We start from the raw sequence: 21726 nt of genomic DNA on the forward strand, positions 1-21726 counted from the left end.
CCGGATCGGCAGGCGGCGCGCGTGGCTCAGGCTGCGCCAGACCCACTCCAGCGGCCCGTAGCGGAAGCTGTGCATCCACACCTGCGACCAGGCGATCTGCAGCACCCAGATGGTGACGACCAGGGTCCAGAGCTCGGCCCGGTCCAGCTGGCCGAACAGGCCGAAGCCGCGGCCGCTCCAGAAGATGGTGGTCATGATCACCGACTGGGTCAGGTAGTTGGTGAAGGCCATCTTGCCGACATTCGCGAGCGCCGAGGTCACGCCGCGCAGCGCGCTGGCCTTCAGCAGCAGGGCGACCAGGGCCAGGTAGCCCAGGGTGACCACCGGCGCGAGGGTGGCGTTGGCGATGGCGACGTAGGCCCGCCAGGTCGGCGAGGCCTGGCCTGCCTCCACGTCGCCCCAGGCGCTCCAGCCGATCACGCCCAGCGCGGCGGCCCCGAGCAGCAGCAGGACGACATACAGGCCGGCCCCGCGCCGCGCCTGGAAGACGCCGGTCCTGAGCAGGCCCATGCCGATCATCATCAGGCCCAGCGCGTTCCAGACGTAGAAGATCAGCGAGGGGACCTGCAGGATCAGCCAGCTCTTGAAGTTGGCCTCGAGCGCGCTGGCCAGGCCGCCGCGATAGGCGGCGATCTCGGCGGGCATGCCGGCGGCCGCCTTGGCGGCGTAGGCGGCGATCTCGACCCGCGCCTGCGGGATGAACAGGGACGACACGGGGCTGGCGATCTCCAGCAGGATCACGCCCAGCAGCAGCAAGGCGCCGACCGTGAACAGCCGCTTCGGCGCCCACGAGCGGGCCAGCGCCGCCAGCGATCCGGCGACCGCGTAAAGCAGCAGGATGTCGCCGAACCAGATCGCCGCCCCGTGCAGGACGCCGAATACGGCCAGCCACCCCAGGCGCCGCCACAGCACCGGGCTCTTCTCGGGATCGCGCCGCTCGCCCCCGACCAGCAGGACCGAGGCGCCGAACAGCAGGGAGAACAGGGTGACGAACTTGGCCTCGAAGAAGACGTGCATGATCGCCCAGGCGACCTGGGAGGCGTGCGTCTGAGGCGTCAGCGCCGGATCGGCGTGGGCCGCGTACGGCAGGGCGAAGGCCGAGGCGTTCACCGCCAGGATCCCGAGCACGCCCAGCCCGCGCAGTGTGTCCAGGCTGGCGATCCGCCCAGCGTCGTCAGTCATGGCCGTCCCCCGTGACGGCGCGAGGCGATCACGAGCGGGCGGCGGGTGCAATGGGGACAACGGAATCTCCTTCTCCCCTTGCGGGAGAAGGTGGCCGGCGGAGCCGGCCGGATGAGGGGTGTCGGCGCTCAAGCGTCAGGACAAAGGACGTTAAGAGCGCGCCGGACCTTTGAAGGGCCTGCCGGCACCCCTCATCCGACGCGCTCCGCGCGTCACCTTCTCCCGCAAGGGGAGAAGGGGATCTAGGTCACGGATAGTAGACGCCGATCCACTCGGCGGTCATGGCCGGGCGGGTTTGCCCTTCGATCTCGATCGAACACTCACGGGTCAGCAGCATCGCGCCGGCCCTGCGCTCGGCCGAGCGCAACTTCTCGCGCAGGCGCACGCGCGCGCCCGCCGGCACCGGCGCCCGGAACCGCACCTTGTCGAAACCGTAGTTGATGCCGCGGCTGAACCCCTCGATCTGCAGGATCTGCTGGGTCATGGCCGTCAACATCGACAGGGTCAGGAAGCCGTGGGCGATGGTGCCGCCGATCTCGGCCTTCGCACGGTCCACGTCGCAGTGGATCCACTGCCGGTCTTCGGTCACTTCGGCGAAGCCGTCGATACGCGGCTGGTCGATGGTGAACCAGTCCGACACCCCGAGCTCGCAGCCGACCAGGCTGGGCAGGTCCTCGAACCGAACTTTCGCGTCGACGGTTTGCGCCAGCATCACCCGCTCCCCATTTCCCCCGAAAGGCGAAGCAAACCACAACCTTGTCCGTTTGCCGAACGCGTTCAGCAAAAGTTTCAAGGGCGTGGCACGCTTGCCTCAGGGGAGCGCCAAGGGCGCTTCGGGGGGCGGAGGCGCGGCGCTTACGGGTACACGACCCCGATCCACTCGGCGATCAGGGCGGGCTTGGCCTGCCCCTCGATCTCCACCGTGCATTCGCGAGTCATGGCCAGGCCGCCGGCCTTGGGTTCGGCCGCCACCAGCTTCTCGCGCAGGCGGATGCGCGCGCCGGCCGGCACCGGGGTGAGGAACCGCACCTTGTCGAAGCCGTAGTTGATGGCGCGGCTGACGCCCTCGACCTGCAGGATCTGGTAGGTCATGGCCGACAGCATCGACAGGGTCAGGAAGCCGTGGGCGATGGTCCCGCCGATCTCGGCCTTCGCCCGGTCCACGTCGACGTGGATCCACTGGCGGTCCTCGGTCACCTCGGCGAAGGCGTCGATGCGCGCCTGGTCGATCACGAACCAGTCGGAGACGCCCAGCTCCTGGCCGACCAGGCCGGGGACGTCCTCGAGGCGGACCGCCTTGTTCATGGTTTGCGCCAGCATAGAAATTCTCCCCTCATGACATGGGCTCCCTTCTCCCGCAAGGGGAGAAGGAGATGCTTAGAAGATTTCGAACAGGCCGGCGGCGCCCATGCCGCCGCCGACGCACATGGTGACCACGCCGTACTTGGCGCCGCGGCGCTTGCCCTCGATCAGCACGTGGCCGGTCATGCGCGCGCCGCTCATGCCGTAGGGGTGGCCGATCGAGATCGCGCCGCCCGACACGTTCAGCCGGTCGTTGGGGATGCCCAGCTTGTCGCGGCAGTAGAGCACCTGCACGGCGAAGGCTTCGTTCAGCTCCCAGATGCCGATGTCGTCCATGGTCAGGCCGTGCTGCTTGAGCAGCTTCGGCACGGCGAACACCGGGCCGATGCCCATCTCGTCCGGCTCGCAGCCGGCCACCGCCATGCCGCGGAAGGCGCCCAGCGGATTGAGCCCGCGGCGCTCCGCTTCCTTGGCCTCCATCAGCACGCTGGCCGAGGCGCCGTCCGACAGCTGGGAGGCGTTGCCGGCGGTGATGAACTTGCCTTCCTGGATCTCCAGGCCGGCCTTGAACACCGGCTGCAGCTTCTGCAGGTCCTCCAGCGTGGTCGACGGGCGGTTGCCCTCGTCCTTCGACAGGGTGATCTCCTGCGCGCTCGCCTGGCCGGTGGCCTTGTCGACCACCTGCATGGTGGTGGTCATCGACACGATCTCGGCGTCCAGGCGGCCTTCCGCCTGGGCCTGGGCGGTCCGCTGCTGGGACTGCAGGGCGTACTCGTCCTGGGCCTCGCGGCTGATGCCGTAACGGGCCGCCACGACCTCGGCGGTCTCCAGCATGACCATGTAGATGGCCGGGACCATGGCCACCAAGGCCGGGTCCTTGCCGCGGTACAGGTTCATGTTCTGGTTCTGCACCAGGGAGATGGACTCCAGCCCGCCGCCGACCGTGACGGTCATGCCGTCGCCGGTGATCTGCTTGGCGGCGGTGGCGATGCCCATCAGGCCCGAGGCGCACTGGCGGTCCAGGCTCATGCCGGCCACGGTCACGGGCAGGCCGGCGCGCAGCGCCGCCTGGCGCCCGATGTTGGTGCCGGTCGAGCCCTGCTGCAGGGCGGCGCCGATGACCACGTCCTCGATCTCGGCCGGATCGACGCCGGCGCGCTGAACCGCGTGCTTGATGGCGTGGCCGCCCAGCGCCTGGGCCTGGGTGTCGTTGAAGGCGCCGCGATAGGCCTTGCCGATCGGCGTGCGGGCGGTGGAGACGATGACGGCTTCGCGCATTCGGAAGGTCCTTCAGTTCTTCCCTTCTCCCCTTGCGGGAGAAGGTGGCGCGCGGAGCGCGTCGGATGAGGGGTGACGGCGCGACGGGGGCCGGGTTTGGGATGCTGAGCGCTCCGATCTGAGATCTCGGCGCCCTCACCCCTCATCCGGCCGGCTCCGCCGGCCACCTTCTCCCGCAAGGGGAGAAGGAGAGTTCACGCGTTACGCAGCCTTGGTCTGGTTGGCCTTGGTCAGTTCGACCATGCCCTGGGCGGCGCCGCTCTCGGGCACCAGTTCGCCCGAGCGGTCGGACACCGCCTCGAAGCGGGCGGCGACCTGTTCGGCCGCGTCCTCGACGTCGCCGACGAAGATGCCCTGGGTCAGGCCGATGTGGGCGCGCTCGAAGCTGCCGGCCCCGGCGCACAGGATGGCGCGGGTCGGCGCGGTCTCGCTGACCAGGTGGACGACGCCCGGGGTCACCGTTTCCGGCTTAAGCAGGGCCAGCACCTCCGGCGGCATCAGGTCTTCGGTCATGCGGGTGGCCGCGGTCGGGGCCAGGCAGTTCACCCGGATGTCGTTCTTGGCGCCTTCCAGCGACAGGGTCTGCATCAGGCCGACCAGGGCCATCTTGGCCGCGCCGTAGTTCGACTGGCCGAAGTTGCCGTACAGGCCCGACGAGGAGGTGGTCATGACGATGCGGCCGTAGTTCTGGGCCCGCATGATCTCCCACACCGCCTTGGTGCAGTGGACCGCGCCCATCAGGTGCACGTCCATGACGAAGCGGAAGTCCTCGACGCTCATCTTGGCGAAGGTCTTGTCGCGCAGGACGCCGGCGTTGTTGACCAGGATGTCGACCCGGCCCCAGGCGTCCATCGCCTGCTGCACCATGGCCTCGACCGCGGCCATGTCGGTGACCGAGGCGCCGTTGGCGATCGCCTCGCCGCCGGCCGCCCGGATCTCCTCGACCACCGCCTCCGCGGCCGCCGAGCTGCCGCCGGTGCCGTCGCGGGCCGAGCCCAGGTCGTTCACAACCACCTTCGCGCCGCGGGCGGCCAGGGCCAGGGCGTGCTGCCGGCCGAGGCCGGCGCCGGCCCCGGTCACGATGGCCACGCGGCCGTCGAATCGGATCGTCATCTCGTGTCCACCAAAGTTACGGTACGGCAATATCGGACCGACTTTCGTTGCGTGGCAAGGGACATTTCGCCACTCCCCCGACTTTTTGAAAATCCGGCTTGCCTGCACCGGCAGGCCCGATAAGGTCCCGGCCAAGCCCGCCAAAAGGGCGGCCAGGAGAAGCGCCCATGTCTAGTTCGACGTCCCTGTTCGACCTGACCGGCAAGGTCGCGGTGATCACCGGCTCCTCGCGCGGCATCGGCAAGGCGATCGCCGAGCGCATGGCCGAACACGGGGCCAAGGTGGTGATCTCCTCACGCAAGGCGGCCGCCTGCGAAGAGGTGGTGCGCGAAATCGACGCCCGGTACGGCGAGGGCACGGCCCTGGCCTGCCCGGCCAACATCTCCTCCAAGGAAGACCTGCAGCGGCTGGTCGAAACCACCAACGCGACCTTCGGCAAGATCGACATCCTGGTCTGCAACGCGGCGACCAACCCGCACTACGGCTCGATCCTGGACATCGAGGACGACGCCTTCCGCAAGATCTTCGAGAACAACGTCCTGGCCAACAACTGGCTGGTGCAGCTGGTCGCGCCGCAGATGCGCGAGCGCAAGGACGGGGCGATCATGATCGTGTCGTCGATCGGCGGCCTGCGCGGCGACGCCATGATCGGCGCCTACAACGTCTCCAAGGCGGCCGACTTCCAGCTGGCCCGCAACCTGGCCGTCGAGCTGGGCCCGGACAACATCCGGGTCAACTGCATCGCGCCGGGCCTGGTGCGCACCGACTTCGCCCGCGCCCTGTGGGAGAACCCCGACACTCTGAAGAAGATCACCCGCGGCGCGCCGCTGGGCCGCATCGGCGAGCCGGACGAGATCGCCGGCGCGGCGGTGTTCCTGGCGTCGAAGGCCGGCGCCTTCATGACCGGCCAGAAGATCGTCGTCGACGGCGGCGTGACCATCGGCGCGCAGTTCTAGTGGAAACGGCGCTCCCCTTCCCTTCTCCCCTTGCGGGAGAAGGTGGCCGGCGGAGCCGGTCGGATGAGGGGTGCCAGCGCCGAGCTTTCAGAACGATGCGTCAACTCACCCAGGACCGTCAGACGTCCCGCCGACACCCCTCATCCGACGCGCTCCGCGCGCCACCTTCTCCCGCAAGGGGAGAAGGAGACTGGAAAGGCCCTCGTTGATGAAGGCGATTCTCTCAACGGCCCCCGGCGGGCCCGAGACCCTGGTCCTGACCGACCTGCCCGACCCGACGCCAGGCCCGGGCGAGGTGGTGGTGGCCGTTCGCGCCTGCGGGATCAACTACCCCGACACCCTGATCATCGAGGACAAGTACCAGTTCCGCCCCGAGCGCCCGTTCGCGCCGGGCGGCGAGATCGCGGGCGTGGTCGAGGCGCTGGGCGAAGGCGTCAGCGGCCTGTCCGTCGGCCAGCGGGTGATCGCCGTGCCGGGCTGGGGCGGTCTGGCCGAGAAGATGGTGGTGCGGGCCGAGGCCTGCGTGCCCTTCCCCGACAGCGTGCCGTTCGACGAGGCGGCGGCGTTCCTTTTGACCTACGCCACCTCGCACCACGCCCTGAAGGACCGGGCCAAGCTCGCGGCCGGCGAGACCCTGCTGGTGCTGGGCGCGGCCGGCGGCGTCGGCCTGGCGGCGATCGAGCTGGGCAAGGCCATGGGCGCGCGCGTCATCGCCGCCGTGTCCTCCGAAGAGAAGGCCGAGTTCGCCAAGGCGCACGGCGCCGACGCGGCGGTGGTCTATCCGCGCGGCCCGTTCGACGCCGAGGCCAAGAAGGCGCTGGGCGCCCTGTTCAAGGACGCGGTCGGCCCGAACGGCGCGGACGTGATCTACGACCCCGTCGGCGGCGACTATTCGGAAGCGGCGCTGCGCGCCATTGCCTGGGAGGGCCGCCACCTGGTGGTCGGCTTCCCGGCCGGCATCCCCAAACTGCCGCTGAACCTGACCCTGCTGAAGGCCTGCCAGGTGGTGGGCGTGTTCTGGGGCGCCTTCGCCGCGCGCGAGCCCAAGCGCCACGCCGACAACGTGCGCGAGCTGTTCGGCATGTACGCGGCCGGGAAGATCAAGCCGGAGGTCTCCGAACGCTTCCCGCTGGCGCGCGCCGGCGAGGCCATCAAGCGGCTGGCCCGCCGTGAGGCGCTGGGCAAGCTGGTGGTGACGGTGGGCCAGTGAACTTCAAAATCACCCGTCATCCCGGCCGTAGCGGAGCGAAGCGCAGCGGAGAGCCGGGACCCAGCCAGCTCGACCTGAACGCTGCGAACGGACTGCAACATGCGTCGCGCTTGCTGGGTCCCGGCTCTCCCGTCCGCTGCGCGGACGTCCGGCCGGGATGACGGGCGGAAAAGGATAGAGGAACGAGCATGACCGACCTGACCGCCTTCCGCGCCGAGACGCGGGCCTGGCTGGAGGCGAACTGCCCGGCCGAGATGCGCGAGCCGACCTCGGGCTTCGAGGACGCCTGCTGGGGCGGGCGCAAGTGGACGTTCCAGTCCGACGCCCAGCGCGTCTGGCTGGAGCGCATGGCCGACAAGGGCTGGACCGTGCCGGAATGGCCGCGCGAGTACGGCGGCGGCGGCCTCGGCCGCGAGGAGGCCAAGGTGCTGCGCCAGGAGATGGGCCGCATCAACGCCCGCCTTCCCCTGTCCAGCTTTGGTATCTGGATGCTCGGCCCGGCCCTGCTGAAGTACGGCACGGAGGCGCAGAAGCAGGAGCACCTGCCCAAGATCGCGCGCGGTGAGATCCGCTGGTGCCAGGGCTATTCCGAGCCGAACGCCGGCTCCGACCTGGCCTCGCTGCAGACCCGCGCCGACGACGCCGGCGACCACTGGGTGGTCAACGGCCAGAAGATCTGGACCTCCTACGCCGACAAGGCCGACTGGATCTTCTGCCTGGTGCGCACCGACTTCTCCGCGCCCAAGCACCTGGGCATCAGCTTCGTGCTGTTCGACATGACCCTGCCTGGCGTGTCGACCAAGCCGATCACCCTGATCTCGGGCAAGTCGCCGTTCTGCGAGACCTTCTTCACCGACGTGAAGGTGTCCAAGACCCAGCTGATCGGCGAGCTGAACCGCGGCTGGGACGTGGCCAAGTACCTGCTGGGCCACGAGCGCGAGATGATCGGGGCCATGGGCGAGGTCGGCGGCGGCCGGCCCCTGGGCCAGGTCGCGGCCGAGAGCGTCGGGCTTGACGACGGCGTGCTGGCCGATCCGCTGCTGCGCGCCCAGATCGCCCGGCTGGAGGTCGACGCGATCGCCTTCCGCCTGACCCTGGAGCGGGCCGGCGACATGGCCAAGGCGAAGCAAGGAAATCCGGCCTTCGCCTCGGCCCTGAAGTACTACGGCTCGGAGCTGAACAAGCGCCGCCACGAGCTGGCCATGTCGGCCGGCGGCTCGGACGCCCTGGAGTGGGAGGGCGAGCGCTCGAAGGACGGCGCCGCCGCGCGCGACTGGCTACGCACCAAGGCCAACTCCATCGAGGGCGGGACCAGCGAGGTCCAGCTCAACATCATCGCCAAGCGCATCCTCGACCTGCCGGGGGCCTGAACCCATGCCGCTGCTTCTGAACGACGAACAGGCCATGCTGCGCGACACCGCGCGCGGCTACCTCGCCGAGAACGGCCCCGTGGCCCAGCTGCGGCACTTGCGCGACCAGCGCGACGCCGACGGCTTCTCGCGCGAGCTCTGGAAGGGCTTCGCCGAGATGGGCTTCACCGGGATCCTTGCGCCCGAGGCCTTCGGCGGGCTGGGCCTCGGTCACGTCGAGGCCGGCCTGGTGATGGAGGAGATCGGCCGCAACCTGACGCCCTCCCCGTTCCTGTCGACGGCCCTGCTGGCGGTGACCGCCCTGGTCCGCGGCGGGTCCGAAGCGCACAAGGCCGAGCACCTGCCGGCCATCGTCGCCGGTGATCGCCTCTTCGCGCTTGCGGTCGACGAGCACGCCAAGCACGGACCCCACAAGACCGCGCTCAACGCCGAGCGCTCGGGCAACGGCTTCAGGCTGAACGGCACCAAGACCTTCGTGGTCGACGGCCATGTCGCCGACCGGCTGATCGTGGCGGCCCGCACGGCGGGCAGCCCCGGCGAGACCGACGGCCTGACCCTGTTCCTGGTCGATCCGAAGACGGCCGGCGTGGCGACCGAGCGCACGCAGATGGTCGACAGCCACAACGCCGCGCGCCTCGCCTTCGAGAACGTCGAGGTCGACGCCGACGCGGTGCTGGGCGAGGTCGACGGCGGCTGGGGTCTGCTGGAAGGCGTGCTCAACGTCGGCCGCACGGCGGTCGCCGCGGAGATGACCGGGGCCGGCGAAGAGGCGTTCGGGCGGACGCTTTCCTACCTGAAAGAGCGCAAGCAGTTCGGCAAGGCGGTGGGCGAATTCCAGGCCCTGCAGCACCGCTGCGCCCACCTCTACACCGAACTGGAGATCACCCGCTCGGCCGTGCTCAAGGCGCTGCAGACGCTGGACGAGCGCTTCGACGCCGCCGCACCGATCGTGGCCGTCGCCAAGGCCCGGGCCGGGACCACCGCCACCCTCGCGGTGCAGGAGGCGGTGCAGATGCACGGCGGCGTCGGCATGACCGACGAGTTCGACATCGGCTTCTTCTTGAAGCGCGTCCGCGTCGCCCAGGAGCTGTTCGGCGACGACGCCTTCCACGCCGACCGCCTGGCGAAGCTGGGCGGTTACTAGACCCTTCTCCCCTTGTGGGAGAAGGAGGGCCCCGCGCACCGGAGGCCCTTCAGGGCCGGAGGTCCGCGCGGGAGGATGAGGGGTTTCGCAACCAGCGCCGTGCGACCCCTCACCCTCCCACGCAGACCTCCGCCCGCTGGCAGCGGGCTCCGGTGCGCGGGGCCCTCCCTCTCCCTCAGGGGGAGAGGGGAAGCATGGAGCCGCTGATGTCCGCCTTCCCCGCAATGTCCCTCGCCCAGGCGCACGCGCTGATGTGCCGGCCCGGCTCGCCGTTCGAAGTCGGCGAGGCGGAGATCCGCGGGGTGACCACCAAGGTCTGGAAGAACGCGCCGCCGACGCTGCGCGAAGTCTTCCTGATGGGCCGGGCGCACGGCGCGCGCGACTTCCTGATCCACGAGGACGAGCGCACCGACTTCGAGGGCTTCGCCCGCGCGACCCTGGCCGTCGCCCACGCCCTGATCGCCGACGGCGTGAAGCCGGGCGATCGGGTGGCGATCGCCATGCGTAACCTCCCCGAGTGGCCGGCCGCCTACTTCGGCGCGGTGCTGGCCGGCGCGGTCGCCACGCCGCTGAACGCCTGGTGGACCGGCCAGGAGCTGGTCTACGCCCTGCAGGACAGCGGCGCGAAACTGCTGATCGCCGACGCCCAGCGCCTGGAGCGTCTGGCCGGCCGGCTGGACTCCTGCCCGACGCTGGAGCGGGTCTGGGTGGCGCGCACGGACGAAGGTCCGGGCCTGCCGCGCCTGCGCCGGTTCGAGGACGTGACCGGCCCGGTCAACGACTGGGGCGCCCTGCCCGACCGGCCGTTGCCGGCCGTCGAGCTGACGCCGGAGACGGACTCCAGCCTGTTCTACACCTCGGGCACCACCGGTCGGCCGAAGGGCGCCATGGGCACCCACCGGGCCGCCGTCACCACCCTGATGAACACCGCCTTTTCGGCCGCGCGCGTGCACGTGCGCCGCGGCGAGGCCGTGCCGGAGCCGAAGCCGGAAGATCCGCAGAAGGGCCTCCTGGCCTCCATCCCGTTCTTCCACACCACCGGCTGCCAGGCGCTGATGACCGCCGCCTTCGTGCAGGGGGCCAAGCTGGCCATCCAGCGCCGCTGGGAACCGGCCGAGGCCATGGCCATCATCGCGCGCGAACGGCTGACCCACGCCGGCGGCGTGCCGACCATCGCCTGGCAGCTGATCGAGCATCCGGACCTGGCCGAGCACGACCTGTCGTCGCTGGTCAACGTCGCCTACGGCGGCGCGCCGGCCGCGCCGGAGCTGGTGCGCCGCATCCGCAAGGCCCTGCCGGGCGCGATCGCGGCCTCCGGCTGGGGCATGACCGAGACCACCGCCACCTTCACCCACCACCAGGGCGAAGACTACGAGCACCGCCCCGGCAGCTGCGGCCCGGCCTTCCCGGTCGGCGAGATGCGCATCGTCGGCTCCGACGGCTTCGACCAGCCCGTCGGCGAGATCGGCGAGCTGTGGGTGAAGGGCCCCAACGTCGTCTCGGGCTACTGGAACAACCCCGACGCGACCGCCGCGACCTTTGTCGACGGCTGGCTGAAGACCGGCGACCTGGCGCGGCTGGACGAGGAAGGCTTCTGCTACATCGTCGACCGGGCCAAGGACATGCTGATCCGCGGCGGCGAGAACATCTACTGCGTCGAGGTCGAGGACGTCCTCTACGAGCACCCGGCGGTGGTCGACGCCGCCCTGGTCGGCCTGCCCCACCAGGTGCTGGGCGAAGAACCGGCGGCGGTGGTCACCGTGCGTCCGGGCGCCGAGGTCGACGAGGCGGCGATGCGCGCCTTCGTGGCCGAGCGGCTGGCGGCCTTCAAGGTGCCGACGCGCGTGCTGTTCTGGCATGAGCCGCTGCCGCGCAACGCCAACGGCAAGATCCTCAAGCCCGAACTCCAGAAGCTGTTCCTTTGACCACGCGTTACGCCCGCCGCAAGGATGAGGTGGTCGCCGCCGCGACCGCCGTGCTGAACCGCAAGGGCGTGAAGGGCATGACGCTGGCGGAGGTGGCCGACAGCGTCGGCCTGATCACCAGCGGCGTGACCTACTACTTCCGCAAGAAGGAAGACCTGGCGGTCGCCTGCTTCCTCAATGCGATCGAGCGGTTCGACGTGCTGATCGCCGAGGCGGCGCAGGCGGCCGGGCCGCAGGCCCGCGTGCGCCGGTTCCTGGAGCTGTGGCTGGCCCTGCAGATGGACGTCCGCACCGGGCGAACCGCGGCGATCGCCAACTTCAGCGACATCCGCGCGCTCAGCCCTGATCACGAGGCGACGGTGCTGGGGCCGTTCAACGCCATGGTCCACCGGCTGGGCGACCTGATGCGCACGCCCGACCGCGACTGGTCCAAGCGCGAGCTGAACGCGCGGGCCAACATCCTGCTGGAGCAGGCCCTGTGGTCGGAGATCTGGCTCAACGCCTACGATCCCGAGGACCTGCCCCGCGTGGTCGACCGCGTCTTCGACGTGCTGGCCTTCGGCCTGGCCCCGGCCGGCGCGACGGTGGAGGCGACGCCCGCCCCGCCGCCGGCCGAGACCGAGGACGAGACCTTCCTGATCGCCGCCACCCGGCTGATCAACGCCCAGGGCTATCGCGGCGCCTCGGTGGAGCGGATCTCGGCCAGCCTGAACCTGACCAAGGGCGCCTTCTACCACCACAACGAAGCCAAGGACGACCTGGTGGTCGACTGCTTCGCGCGCACCTACGAGGTGATGCGCCAGGAGCAGCACGCCGCCGCCGGCCCGACCGGCTGGGCGCGGCTGTGCGCGGCGGTATCCGGCCTGATCGCCTTCCAGCTCAGCGAGCGCGGCCCCCTGCTGCGCACCTCGGCCCTGACCGTGGTGCCCGAGGCCATCCGCGAGCAGATCGTCGCCCGCTCCGACCGGATCGGCCGGCGCTTCGCAGCCATGATCAGCGACGGCATAGCCGACGGCTCGATCCGCCCGGTCGACCCGGTGATCGCCGCGCAGATGCTGAACGCCTCGGTCAACGCGGTGGGCGAGCTGCCCAGGCTGGCGCCCAACGTCACCGCCGAGGCGGCGCAGAGCCTGTACGGCGTTCCCGTCCTCACCGGACTTCTGCGCGCCTGACCCTTCGGTGGAGCTGGAGGGGCGCCTATATGGCCGCCATGTCCCAGAGCGTCTCCCTCTCCGTCCTCGACCTGGCCCCGATCGCCGAAGGCTCCGACGCCTCGCAGGCCCTGGCCAACAGCCTCGACCTCGCCCGCCACGCCGAGCGGCTGGGCTTCAAGCGCTTCTGGCTGGCCGAGCACCACAACATGACCGGCATCGCCAGCGCGGCGACGGCGGTGGTGATCGGCCACGTGGCGGCTGGCACCTCGAGCATCCGGGTCGGCGCCGGCGGGATCATGCTGCCCAACCACGCGCCGCTGGTCATCGCCGAGCAGTTCGGCACCCTGGCCGCCCTGCACCCGGGCCGCATCGACCTCGGCCTCGGCCGCGCGCCCGGCACCGACATGGCCACCGCGCGCGCCCTGCGCCGCACCTTGACCGGCGGGGCGGACAGCTTCCCCGAGGACGTGGTCGAGCTGCTCTCCTACTTCGAGCCGGCCCGGCCCGAGCAGCGGGTCATGGCAGTGCCCGGCGCCGGCCAGGACGTGGAGGCCTGGATCCTCGGCTCCAGCACCTTCGGCGCGCAGCTGGCCGCCATGCTGGGCCTGCCCTACGCCTTCGCCTCGCACTTCGCGCCGCAGCAGATGATGCAAGCGCTGGAGCTCTATCGGCGCAACTTCCGGCCCTCGGCCCGGCTGGACCGGCCGCACGCCATGGTCGGCATGAACGTGTTCGCGGCCGACACCGACGAGGCGGCGCAGGCCCTGTTCAGCTCGCTGCAGCAGGCCTTCGTGAACCTGCGTTCCGGCCGGCCGGGACCGCTGCCGGCGCCGGACCCGGGCTTCGGCGCGCGCATGGGCGCGGAGGACAAGGCCATGCTGGCGAGCGCGCTGTCGTGTTCGGTGGTGGGCTCGCCCGAGACCGTTCGTGCGGGGCTCAAGGCCTTCGCCGAGCGGACCGGGGCGGACGAGATCATCGTCACGGCGCAGATCTTCGACCACGCCGCGCGGCTGCGCTCGTTCGAGATCACCGCCCAGGCGGCCGAGGCGCTCGACGCCTAGAGCCTTCCCGCTTCGGATGAAGCCATCCGAAGCGGACAAGAAGGCTCCAGATCCTAGAGTTAGAGCGCGATAACCGCCGAAACCGGCATCCACTTTCGGCTATCGCGCTCTAGCGCTTGCGCCGGCCGCCCTTCTTCACATTGGTCATCAGGTCGGGCTTGGGCGGCGGCGTCCAGCCCTCGGGGCGGACGTAGGTTTCCTGGCTGGAGCCCAGGCCCATCTTGCCGGGGACCTGGCGTTTCAGGCGCGAGCCCTCGCCTTTGTCGTCCCGGCGCAGCCAGGCGATTTCATCACGCAGCCGCGCGGCCGCCTCAAAGTCCTCTTCCGCCACCGCGCGGGCCATGCGGGCTTCGAGCTTGGCGATCTCTTCGTCGTAGGCGTCGGACATGGGGTGGAGGTAGACCGGCGGGCGCCTCGGCGCCAGTGTCGTGCGCGCCTTCAGGAAAGGACGTCCCGATGCCCGCAGCCCCGATCGAGGTTCGCGTCAGCCGCCGGTTCGAAGCGCCGGCCGACAGGGTGTTCGACGGGTCGAGAAATACTCGGAGACCTTCGACCGGGTGAGCGTCGAGATCACGCCGCGCGACGGCGGGTGCGAGCTGAACCTGGTGCAGGAGATGGCGCCCGCGTTCGCCGAATACGCCGAGCGCACGCGCGCCGGCTGGGCGAAGATACTCGAGGGCCTGGCCCGGGCGCTGGGCGAGCCCTCGAAGGGGTGACGACGCGGCCTCGAGCCGCGCCGTCCAAGCCTGGTCAGCGGTCCCGGCGTTCCTGATCCGGACGCTGGCGCTGCTGTTCCTGGCCGGGGCGGCCGCCGGCCTGACGCTCGTCCTGGCGCTGCTGGCCGGGAGCCTGACGCGGTTGGTTGCGATCCTGCTGGTTGGGCATGTCACTCACTCCGAAGCGTCCCGAAAGCTCGGGGACCGGAGCTAAAGGCCTAGGGAACACGTCCGTTCCGGCCTGCATACGATTCCCGATCAGGGTGTGAGGCGACGCTCCAGCGTGGCCGGCAGCGTTACTGCGGGGCGATCCCGAGCCGTTCCCTGAGCGCCAAAATCCGGTCCCAGACCGCTTCGGACATCGCTCCTCTCCAAACCGTGGCGACGACGAAGCGCATCCGTGCATTCTGGCGCGCGAAGACCTCCACGCGATCGATGAATTGCGCGCCGTACGCGCCCATCAGCTCCTCGAACACCCCGGCGGACAGATAGGCGAAGTCCTCATCCGAAAGAGGTTCGTTGCAGGCGAATTTGACCAATCGCCAGCCGAGCTCTGGATCGTCGCGCGCAGCGTCGCCGACCGCCCAACCGGCTTCGAGTTGCGCGTCGCCGTCGGGTGTCCCCTCCGTGCTCCGAGGCATGCCGACATAGGCGTGGAGCCAACGACGAAGCTGCTCGACGTCCTCGATCTGCGTGGACGGATCGGCCAGTTTCTTAGACATGGGGCGCCCGCATCCGCTCTAGCCTCCGAGCATAACCCGCGGCGAGCGCGGCGGGACGGCCGTTGTCGGCCCCGCCAGCCAGAGTCCACAGGCCCAGTTGGAAGGCCAGATAGCCGGTGGTCAGGAGCGCATAGAGCGCCCGCCCCTGCCCCGTGTCGTAGCCGCACAGCGCCAGGAGCCGGCCGGCTTCGTGCTCCGGCAGATCGAACTCGACCGCGGCCCCGGCCAGGTCCCAGGCCAGGTCCTGGGCGCCGACCAGGTCGTGGCCGCCGGCGTGGTCCAGGGCGTCGGTCTTGAGCCGGCGGCCCTCGGGGGCGACGAGCCACTCCCAGCGGTGCAGGCGGGCGTCGACCTGTACGGGGCGGACGGCGTGCTGCAGGTCGGCCAGCTCGGCGTCGGTCCAAGCCAGCCGCGCGGCCGCCTTGGCGCCGAGCGCGTCCTCGACGTTCACGCGGGCCATACGGGCGAGCTCGATCAGCGAGGCGCCGGGCGCGTCGGCAGGAAAGGCGCCGGCGCGGAAGCCGAGATAGGCGGCCAGGCGCTCGACCGGCACGCTCTCGTCCGCGCGCAACGGCCGGGCGTCGTCGCGCCAGCGCTCGGCCAGGAAGCCGTGGCGCAGGTCGACCGGCTCGACGCCGAAGCCGGCCCGGTGCAGAGCGCGGGCGCGGTCGAGCTTGGAGCGGTCCTCGCGACCGAGGCCGGCGAACTTGAGCAGCCAGGCGCCGCGGTCGGTACGCAGCAGGTGCTTGCGCCGCTCGAAGCCGGGATGGGCCGGCGGCCATGACGCCTCGTCGGCGAACCGGCGCGCGCGCCAGGCGCCGGCGGACAGGTCCTCCAGAGGCGCGAGCGGCTCGCCAGTGCGGTCGGCGAACCAATGGGCCAGCGGCGGCACGGCGCCGTGCGCGCGGCCGGTCAGATCGTCGAAGTCGGCGGTCGGCCGCCGCGCCTCCCGCCAGCGGCGGAGGTGGGCCGGATCGGCTTCGGGGCCTGGATCGCCGGCGTGGCTGGGCAGGAAGACGATCCGCGAGGCCGGCACGCCCTCGGCCTCCAGCCAGTCGGCCGCCGCGCCGAACGAGCTGCCCGACAGGCCGGGGCCCTCGTCGGCGATCGCCCAGGCGGCGACGGGGGTGGCGGCTACGCGCGCCCGCAGGCGGGCCGACGCGCGGATTTCCCGGCGGAAGGGATGGCCGACCGGGCGCAGGGAGAACGGCGCCTTCCCGCCCGCGCCGACCGCGGCCATGGCGGCGAGCCCGGCGCCGATGCTGCGCAGGCCGACGACCGGGGTGGCTGACGGCAGGGTGCGGGCGGCTTCGAAGTAGGCTTCCGGGTAGAGGGCGTAGAAGGCGTGGCCCTCGGCCTGCTTGGCGCGGATGGCGGCGTCGGGCAGGAGGGCGCGCAATCGCTCCCCTTCTCCCCTTGCGGGAGAAGGTGGCGCGCGGAGCGCGTCGGATGAGGGGTGGATGCGGGACGTTGGAAGGCTCGCGAACTCAACCGCGCCCCGTCCTGACACCTCGGCGCCGGCACCCCTCATCCGGCCGGCTCCGCCGGCCACCTTCTCCCGCAAGGGGAGAAGGGACCATGATTGGGCCACCGCCCGCGCCGCCTCCATCACCACCGCCATCGCCGCTCCCTGCAGCGCCGTGACGTCGTCCTCGCCCGCCGCCTCGAACTCCAGGTCGGCCAGGCCCTGCGCCAGTTCGGAGGCTTCGACGAACGCGCCGACCAGGGCGCCGTGGCGGATCAGGCCGGGCGGCAGGCGCGCGGCTTCCGCCCACGCCGCCTCGATCCCGTCCAGCTTGGCGCGCGGGTCCTCGAACCGGAACCGGTCGCCGTAGACGAGCACCGGATCACTCCGCGGCGGTCAGGGCGCCTCCGGCGGAGCCGTAGCGGCGGACCATGGCGGCGCAGAACTCGGCGAACTCCTCCGGCGCGCGCGGGGGGCTGGTGTGGTGGGGCGCGATCCCACACTCCTCCGGCGTGAAGCAGAAGGTGACGGTCACGGCGAAGTCGGACAGCGCCTCCATCTGCCGGTCGAACCAGGCGAGCGCGTCCGGGCGCAGGCTGTCGGCCCAGGACAGGCCGGTGCGCAAGTGCTTCACCCCCAGCCGCTTCAGCCAGGCCACGGCCTCGTCCAGACGGTGGTCCTCGAAGTGGAACCACTGGCACAGGCCCATCTCGGCCGCATACGGCGCATAGGCCTCCAGCGCCGCCTTCGGCGCGCCGTCCTCACGCAGCAGGCCCATGTGGAAGTGGCGGTAATAGGAGGAGCCCTCCGCCTCCTTGTGGCGGGTGGTGGCCTCCCAGGCTCTGGGCAGGTCGTAGAGGCTGTACCAGTGGACCCGCGGGGCGCGCCCGATGAGCAGCTCGGCGGTGCGCTTGACGCCCCAGACCTGCACCTCCTCGGCGCCGAAGGACGAGACGCCGGCCTCGGTCACCCAGACCGGCTTGTCGGTGACGGCGCGGATCTCGTCCAGCTTTTGCGGCCAGTCGTGGATCGACCACAGGTTCCAGTCCAGCGGGAAGCCGTGCACGCCGACCGCGTCGACCTCGTCCAACACGCCGTAGCCGTCCAGCAGTTGCAGATAGCCGGGATCGATCGGCGACAGGCCGCCCAGCACGCGGGTGACGCGCGGGTTCTCGGCCCGGATCGCCTGGCCGGCCAGGCGGGCCATCTGGGCGAAGCGCGACCAGTCCGGGTCGATCTCCGGGTCCCAGTGGGACTTGTTGTTCGGCTCGTTCCAGATCTTGGCGGCCTCGATCACGCGCGCGCCTCCCCCCGGGCGGGATAGACGGCGCCGTCGGGCGTCGGACGCTCCGTACGGCGGCAGACGAAGACTTCGGCTTCCGGGTGCTCGAGCACCTCGAAGCCCGTGCTGCGCAGCATGGCCTCGGTGCACGCCGCGTTCGGCGCCCACCAGTTGGTCCAGTCGCCGGCGTAGGCGTGCTCGATGAAGTGCAGCCTGGGCCAGCCCGGCGCGTCGAACTGGGCCTTCTCCCAGAAGTCGTAGTCGGACCGCACGGCCGCGGTCTCGCTCGCGCCGCGCTGCATGGACTGCAGGATCATCAGGTCGCCGGCCGCGTGGTCGTGGATCAGGTCCAGGGCCAGCAGGGGATGGCGCAGGTGATAGAGCACGCCCAGGAACAGGACGAGGTCGAAGCGCTCGCCCAGTTTGGCCACGTCGTAGACCGACAGGTTGCGGAACTCGATGTCCTGGCCGGTGACCTCGGCGGCGAAGCGGGCCTGGGCCAGGTAGCGCTCGTCAGTGTCCAGGCCGACCACCCGCTCGGCCCCGCGGCGCTTCATCTCGATGGCGTAGAAGCCGCCGTTGCAGCCGATGTCGAGCACGGTCTGGCCGGTCAGGTCGGCCGGCACGGCGTGGGCGAAGGTGCGCCACTTCACGTTCGGATAGTCGTGCAGGAAGTGGTCGGGCGCGGTCGGCACGCCTTCCAGCTCGATGTTGTGGAACCACTCGCCCAGATCGGCCAGGCGCGCGCGCACCTCCTCGGGGGTGTACCGTCTCATGCGCAGACCCCGTTCAGGTCGTGAACCTTCATCCCCCAGTCGCCGACCACGAGCGTGCTCACCGAGGCCGGAGCGATGTCGAAGCGCTGCAGGCCGTCCAGCGACAACTGCAGCGCCGTGGCCACCGCCGCCTTGATGACGTCGCCGTGGCTGACCACCGCGACGGTCTGGCCGGGGTGACGGTCGCGCAGCCGCGCCAGCGCGCGCGCGACGCGGGCCTGTACCTCCGTCATGGCCTCGCCGCCGGGCGCGCGGGCTCCGGACCTGGCCTGGTTCCACCGATCCCATTCGGGCCCGGCCAGGTCGTCGAAGGCGCGCCCGGCCCAGTCGCCGACGTCGACCTCGTTGAGGTCGGGATCCAGTTCGGGGGTGAGGCCGTGCGGGGCGGCCAGGGCTTCGGCGGTCTCGCGGGTGCGCTCCAGCGGGCTGGAATAGACGGCGGCCAGCTCCCGGTCGGCCAGCCGGCGGCCCAGGGCCTGCGCCTCGCGCCGCCCCTGGTCGCTGAGGATCACGCCGGCCATGCGCCCGCACAGCACCCGGCCCAGCCGGTCGTGGGAGGCGTGCCGCACCAGCAGCACGGTCGCGGTCACGAGGCCAGCCGCGCCGCCGCCTGCTCGACGCCGGCGATGAAGCTGAGCGTGCGCTCGTGCGCCTCCACGTCGGTGAACTGCTGCGGCGGGGACTTCATGTACCAGCTGGACGGGCCGATCAGCGGGCCGGCGACCTTGCGGTCCAGGGCGAGCTTGGCGCAGCGCACCGCGTCAATGACCACGCCGGCGGAGTTGGGGCTGTCCCAGACCTCCAGTTTGAGCTCCAGGTTGATCGGCGCGCCGCCGAAGGTGGTGCCCTCAAGCCGCACGTGCGCCCACTTGCGGTCCTGCAGCCAGGGCACGAAGTCGCTAGGCCCCACGTGGATGTCGCCGGCGGCCAGCGGCGCGTCCATCTGGCTGGTGACGGCCTGGGTCTTGGAGAGCTTCTTCGACTCCAGCCGCTCGCGCTCCAGCATGTTCAGGAAGTCGGAGTTGCCGCCGAAGTTCAGCTGGTAGGTGCGGTCCAGCCGCACGCCCCGCTCGCGCAGCAGATTGACCAGCAGGCGGTGGACGATGGTGGCGCCCACCTGGCTCTTCACGTCGTCGCCGACCACCGGCAGGCCGCGCTGGGTGAAACGCCGCGCCCAGGCCGGGTCGGAGGCGATGAACACCGGGATGCAGTTGACGAAGGCGCAGCCCGCCTCCAGCGCCTGCTCGGCGTAGAACTCGGTGGCCTGCTGCGAGCCGACCGGCAGGTAGGAGACCAGCACGTCGACGCCGTTGGCGCGCAGGGTCTCGGCCACGTCGACGGGCGGCGCGTCCGCCTCCTCGATCTCGCCGGACAGATAGCGGCCCAGGCCGTCCAGGGTCGGCCCCCGCTCGACCCGCGCGCCCAGCGCAGCGGGCGTAGCGAATTTCAGCGTGTTGTTGGGCTCGGCGAAGACCGCCTCGGCGACGTCGCGCCCGACCTTGGCGGCGCTGACGTCGAAGCCGACCGCCACCTCCACGTCCGCGATGCGATAGCCGCCCAGCTCGACGTTCATCAGGCCCGGCGGCGGCGCGTCCGCATCGGCGTGCGCGTAATACGACAGTCCCTGCACGAAGGACGAGGCGCAGTTACCCACGCCGACGATCCCGACCCGGAGTTTACGACGGCCCACTGCACGCTCCCCAAGCGGCGCCGTCACCGGAGCGACCGCGCCGAGGATTGTAGATGGACGCAAAAGGAGCTTCGCTAAAGTTTTGTTCCGAAAACCGTGACGAACACGCTCACTAACCTTCGCCGCAGAGCATCAATACGCAGAATTCGAAACCTGACAAAGCAAAGCCGAGAGGAACTTTATAGAAGATGCTCGCGTTCGCCCCTCCGGACCGCCGCCGCAGAGCGACGGCCAGTGCAAACAGCAGCCCGCGTACCGCCGCGGGCGGGTCGGGAGGACTTGCATGGATCGCCTCACTCGGCCGGTGTTGGTCACCGGCGGCGCGGGCTTCATCGGATCGAACCTGACCGACCGGCTGGCCCGCGAGGGCCATGAGGTGCTGGTGTTCGACAACCTGGCCCGCCCGGGTGTGGAGCAGAACCTGGCCGACCTGCAGGCGAAGCATCCGAACCGCGTGCGCGTGCGCGTCGGCGACCTGCGCGACGCCGGCGCGGTCGAGCAGGCCGTGGCCCAGGCCGGCGCGATCTTCCACTTCGCCGCCCAGGTGGCGGTGACCACCAGCCTCGAAGACCCGCAGACCGATTTCGACGTCAACCTGGCCGGAACGGTCGGGCTGCTGGAGGCGGTGCGCCGCCACGGCGGGCGAACGCCGGTGATGTTCGCCAGCACCAACAAGGTCTACGGCGACCTGGCCGACCTGGTGCTGGAGGCGCGGCCGGACGGCTACGCGCCGCTGGATCCGCGCCTGCGCGAGCGCGGCGTCGGCGAAGACCGGCCCCTGGACTTCCACACGCCCTACGGCTGTTCCAAGGGCGCGGCCGACCAGTACGTGCTGGACTACGCCCGCAGCTACGACCTGCCGGCCTGCGTGCTGCGCATGAGCTGCATCTACGGCCCGCGCCAGATGGGCGCCGAGGAACAGGGCTGGGTCGCGCACTTCCTCAAGCAGGCCCTGGCCGGCCGGCCGATCCGCATCTTCGGCGACGGCCGACAGGTCCGCGACGTGCTGGACGTCTCCGACGCGGTCGACGCCTGGGTCTCCGCCTGGCGGCGGATCGACCGGGTGAAGGGCCGCGCCTTCAACCTGGGCGGCGGGCCGGCCAACGCCGTCAGCCTGCGCCAGGTGATCGACCATGTCGAAGCCCTGCTGGGACGCCCCGTGGAGGTCGAGTTCCTGGACTGGCGTCCCGGCGACCAGCGCTGGTTCGTCAGCGACCCCAGCGCCGCGCGACTGGCGCTGGGCCTGCCCGAGCCGACCCCGTGGCGCGAGGGCCTGGCCGGGCTGGCCGGCTGGCTCCGACAAAGGGAGCCGGACGACGCCGACCTGCCGCTGGCGGTCGGAGGCGCCGCCCGATGAGCCAGCGCCGCCCCCCGCGCGTC

22 protein-coding genes are annotated in these 21726 nt (G+C 71.0%); 9 read left to right on the forward strand and 13 right to left on the reverse strand.

What is annotated here, in order from left to right:
- The 5 genes from G3573_RS07045 to G3573_RS07065 form a co-directional block, all read right to left on the reverse strand.
- On the reverse strand, window positions 1–1182 hold a 1182-nt coding region (locus G3573_RS07045; protein ID WP_163260378.1), incomplete at its 3' end, for a DUF418 domain-containing protein.
- A gap of 247 nt (window positions 1183–1429) precedes the next feature.
- Window positions 1430–1894, reverse strand: a complete 465-nt coding sequence (locus G3573_RS07050) for a MaoC family dehydratase (RefSeq protein WP_163260379.1) — start codon at window positions 1892–1894, stop codon at window positions 1430–1432.
- Window positions 1895–2037: 143 nt separating this feature from the next.
- Window positions 2038–2502, reverse strand: a complete 465-nt coding sequence (locus G3573_RS07055; protein ID WP_276208688.1) for a MaoC family dehydratase — start codon at window positions 2500–2502, stop codon at window positions 2038–2040.
- Window positions 2503–2559: 57 nt separating this feature from the next.
- Window positions 2560–3762, reverse strand: coding sequence for an acetyl-CoA C-acyltransferase (locus tag G3573_RS07060; protein WP_163260380.1), 1203 nt, complete (start codon window positions 3760–3762; stop codon window positions 2560–2562).
- 201 nt (window positions 3763–3963) lie between these two features.
- Window positions 3964–4875, reverse strand: a complete 912-nt coding sequence (locus tag G3573_RS07065) for an SDR family oxidoreductase (RefSeq protein WP_163260381.1) — start codon at window positions 4873–4875, stop codon at window positions 3964–3966.
- Window positions 4876–5042: 167 nt separating this feature from the next.
- On the opposite strand from G3573_RS07065, the gene G3573_RS07070 reads away from it, so the two are divergent.
- From G3573_RS07070 to G3573_RS07100, 7 genes are all read left to right on the forward strand, one after another.
- Window positions 5043–5831, forward strand: a complete 789-nt coding sequence (locus G3573_RS07070; protein WP_163260382.1) for an SDR family oxidoreductase — start codon at window positions 5043–5045, stop codon at window positions 5829–5831.
- A 208-nt stretch (window positions 5832–6039) separates the two neighbouring features.
- Window positions 6040–7041: an NADPH:quinone oxidoreductase family protein gene (locus G3573_RS07075; RefSeq protein WP_163260383.1), complete on the forward strand. Its 1002-nt coding sequence runs from the start codon at window positions 6040–6042 to the stop codon at window positions 7039–7041.
- 188 nt (window positions 7042–7229) lie between these two features.
- Window positions 7230–8411, forward strand: coding sequence for an acyl-CoA dehydrogenase family protein (locus G3573_RS07080; RefSeq protein WP_163260384.1), 1182 nt, complete (start codon window positions 7230–7232; stop codon window positions 8409–8411).
- Between the two features lie 4 nt (window positions 8412–8415).
- Window positions 8416–9555: an acyl-CoA dehydrogenase gene (locus G3573_RS07085; RefSeq protein ID WP_163260385.1), complete on the forward strand. Its 1140-nt coding sequence runs from the start codon at window positions 8416–8418 to the stop codon at window positions 9553–9555.
- A gap of 194 nt (window positions 9556–9749) precedes the next feature.
- Window positions 9750–11480, forward strand: a complete 1731-nt coding sequence (locus G3573_RS07090; RefSeq protein WP_163260386.1) for an AMP-binding protein — start codon at window positions 9750–9752, stop codon at window positions 11478–11480.
- Window positions 11477–12652 carry a TetR family transcriptional regulator gene (locus G3573_RS07095; RefSeq protein ID WP_240454561.1) on the forward strand — a complete coding sequence of 392 codons (1176 nt, stop codon included), beginning with the start codon at window positions 11477–11479 and terminating at the stop codon, window positions 12650–12652. The genes G3573_RS07090 and G3573_RS07095 overlap by 4 nt, the downstream gene beginning before the upstream one ends.
- Before the next feature lie 29 nt (window positions 12653–12681).
- A complete protein-coding gene (locus G3573_RS07100) occupies window positions 12682–13695 on the forward strand; it encodes an LLM class flavin-dependent oxidoreductase (RefSeq protein WP_240454562.1) in 1014 nt (337 codons plus the stop codon).
- 109 nt (window positions 13696–13804) lie between these two features.
- On the opposite strand, the gene G3573_RS07105 is transcribed toward G3573_RS07100, so the two are convergent.
- Complete coding sequence (locus tag G3573_RS07105) at window positions 13805–14083, reverse strand: UvrB/UvrC motif-containing protein (protein WP_163260387.1); 279 nt, start codon at window positions 14081–14083, stop codon at window positions 13805–13807.
- A gap of 40 nt (window positions 14084–14123) precedes the next feature.
- Here G3573_RS07105 and G3573_RS22530 point away from each other — a divergent pair, with 40 nt between their 5' ends.
- The gene (locus G3573_RS22530) at window positions 14124–14411 is read left to right on the forward strand and encodes an SRPBCC domain-containing protein (protein ID WP_205598120.1); all 288 of its coding nucleotides are present in this window, start codon (window positions 14124–14126) and stop codon (window positions 14409–14411) included.
- 34 nt (window positions 14412–14445) lie between these two features.
- Here G3573_RS22530 and G3573_RS22415 read toward each other — a convergent pair whose 3' ends face one another.
- From G3573_RS22415 to G3573_RS07140, 7 genes are all read right to left on the reverse strand, one after another.
- Entirely contained in the window at window positions 14446–14580 is a 135-nt protein-coding gene (locus tag G3573_RS22415) for a hypothetical protein (RefSeq protein ID WP_255500826.1), read from the reverse strand.
- Window positions 14581–14707: 127 nt separating this feature from the next.
- Entirely contained in the window at window positions 14708–15133 is a 426-nt protein-coding gene (locus G3573_RS07115) for a DUF6869 domain-containing protein (RefSeq protein WP_163260389.1), read from the reverse strand.
- Window positions 15126–16976: a hypothetical protein gene (locus G3573_RS07120; RefSeq protein ID WP_163260390.1), complete on the reverse strand. Its 1851-nt coding sequence runs from the start codon at window positions 16974–16976 to the stop codon at window positions 15126–15128. Before G3573_RS07120 ends, G3573_RS07115 begins: the two co-directional genes overlap by 8 nt.
- A 4-nt stretch (window positions 16977–16980) precedes the next feature.
- Window positions 16981–17895 carry a beta-xylosidase gene (locus G3573_RS07125; RefSeq protein ID WP_163260391.1) on the reverse strand — a complete coding sequence of 305 codons (915 nt, stop codon included), beginning with the start codon at window positions 17893–17895 and terminating at the stop codon, window positions 16981–16983.
- Window positions 17892–18656 (reverse strand): TIGR04290 family methyltransferase, encoded by a 765-nt coding sequence (locus G3573_RS07130; RefSeq protein WP_163260392.1) that lies wholly within the window; start codon window positions 18654–18656, stop codon window positions 17892–17894. The genes G3573_RS07125 and G3573_RS07130 overlap by 4 nt, the downstream gene beginning before the upstream one ends.
- On the reverse strand, window positions 18653–19246 hold the full coding sequence (locus tag G3573_RS07135) for a histidine phosphatase family protein (protein WP_163260393.1): 594 nt from the start codon (window positions 19244–19246) through the stop codon (window positions 18653–18655). Before G3573_RS07135 ends, G3573_RS07130 begins: the two co-directional genes overlap by 4 nt.
- A complete protein-coding gene (locus tag G3573_RS07140) occupies window positions 19243–20346 on the reverse strand; it encodes an inositol-3-phosphate synthase (RefSeq protein ID WP_163260394.1) in 1104 nt (367 codons plus the stop codon). Before G3573_RS07140 ends, G3573_RS07135 begins: the two co-directional genes overlap by 4 nt.
- A gap of 283 nt (window positions 20347–20629) precedes the next feature.
- Between G3573_RS07140 and G3573_RS07145 the strand changes: the two genes are divergently transcribed.
- Window positions 20630–21703, forward strand: a complete 1074-nt coding sequence (locus G3573_RS07145; RefSeq protein ID WP_163260395.1) for an SDR family NAD(P)-dependent oxidoreductase — start codon at window positions 20630–20632, stop codon at window positions 21701–21703.
- Window positions 21704–21726 lie beyond the last annotated feature (23 nt).

This window comes from Caulobacter sp. 17J65-9, from assembly GCF_010975005.1.
GTDB lineage: Bacteria > Pseudomonadota > Alphaproteobacteria > Caulobacterales > Caulobacteraceae > 17J80-11.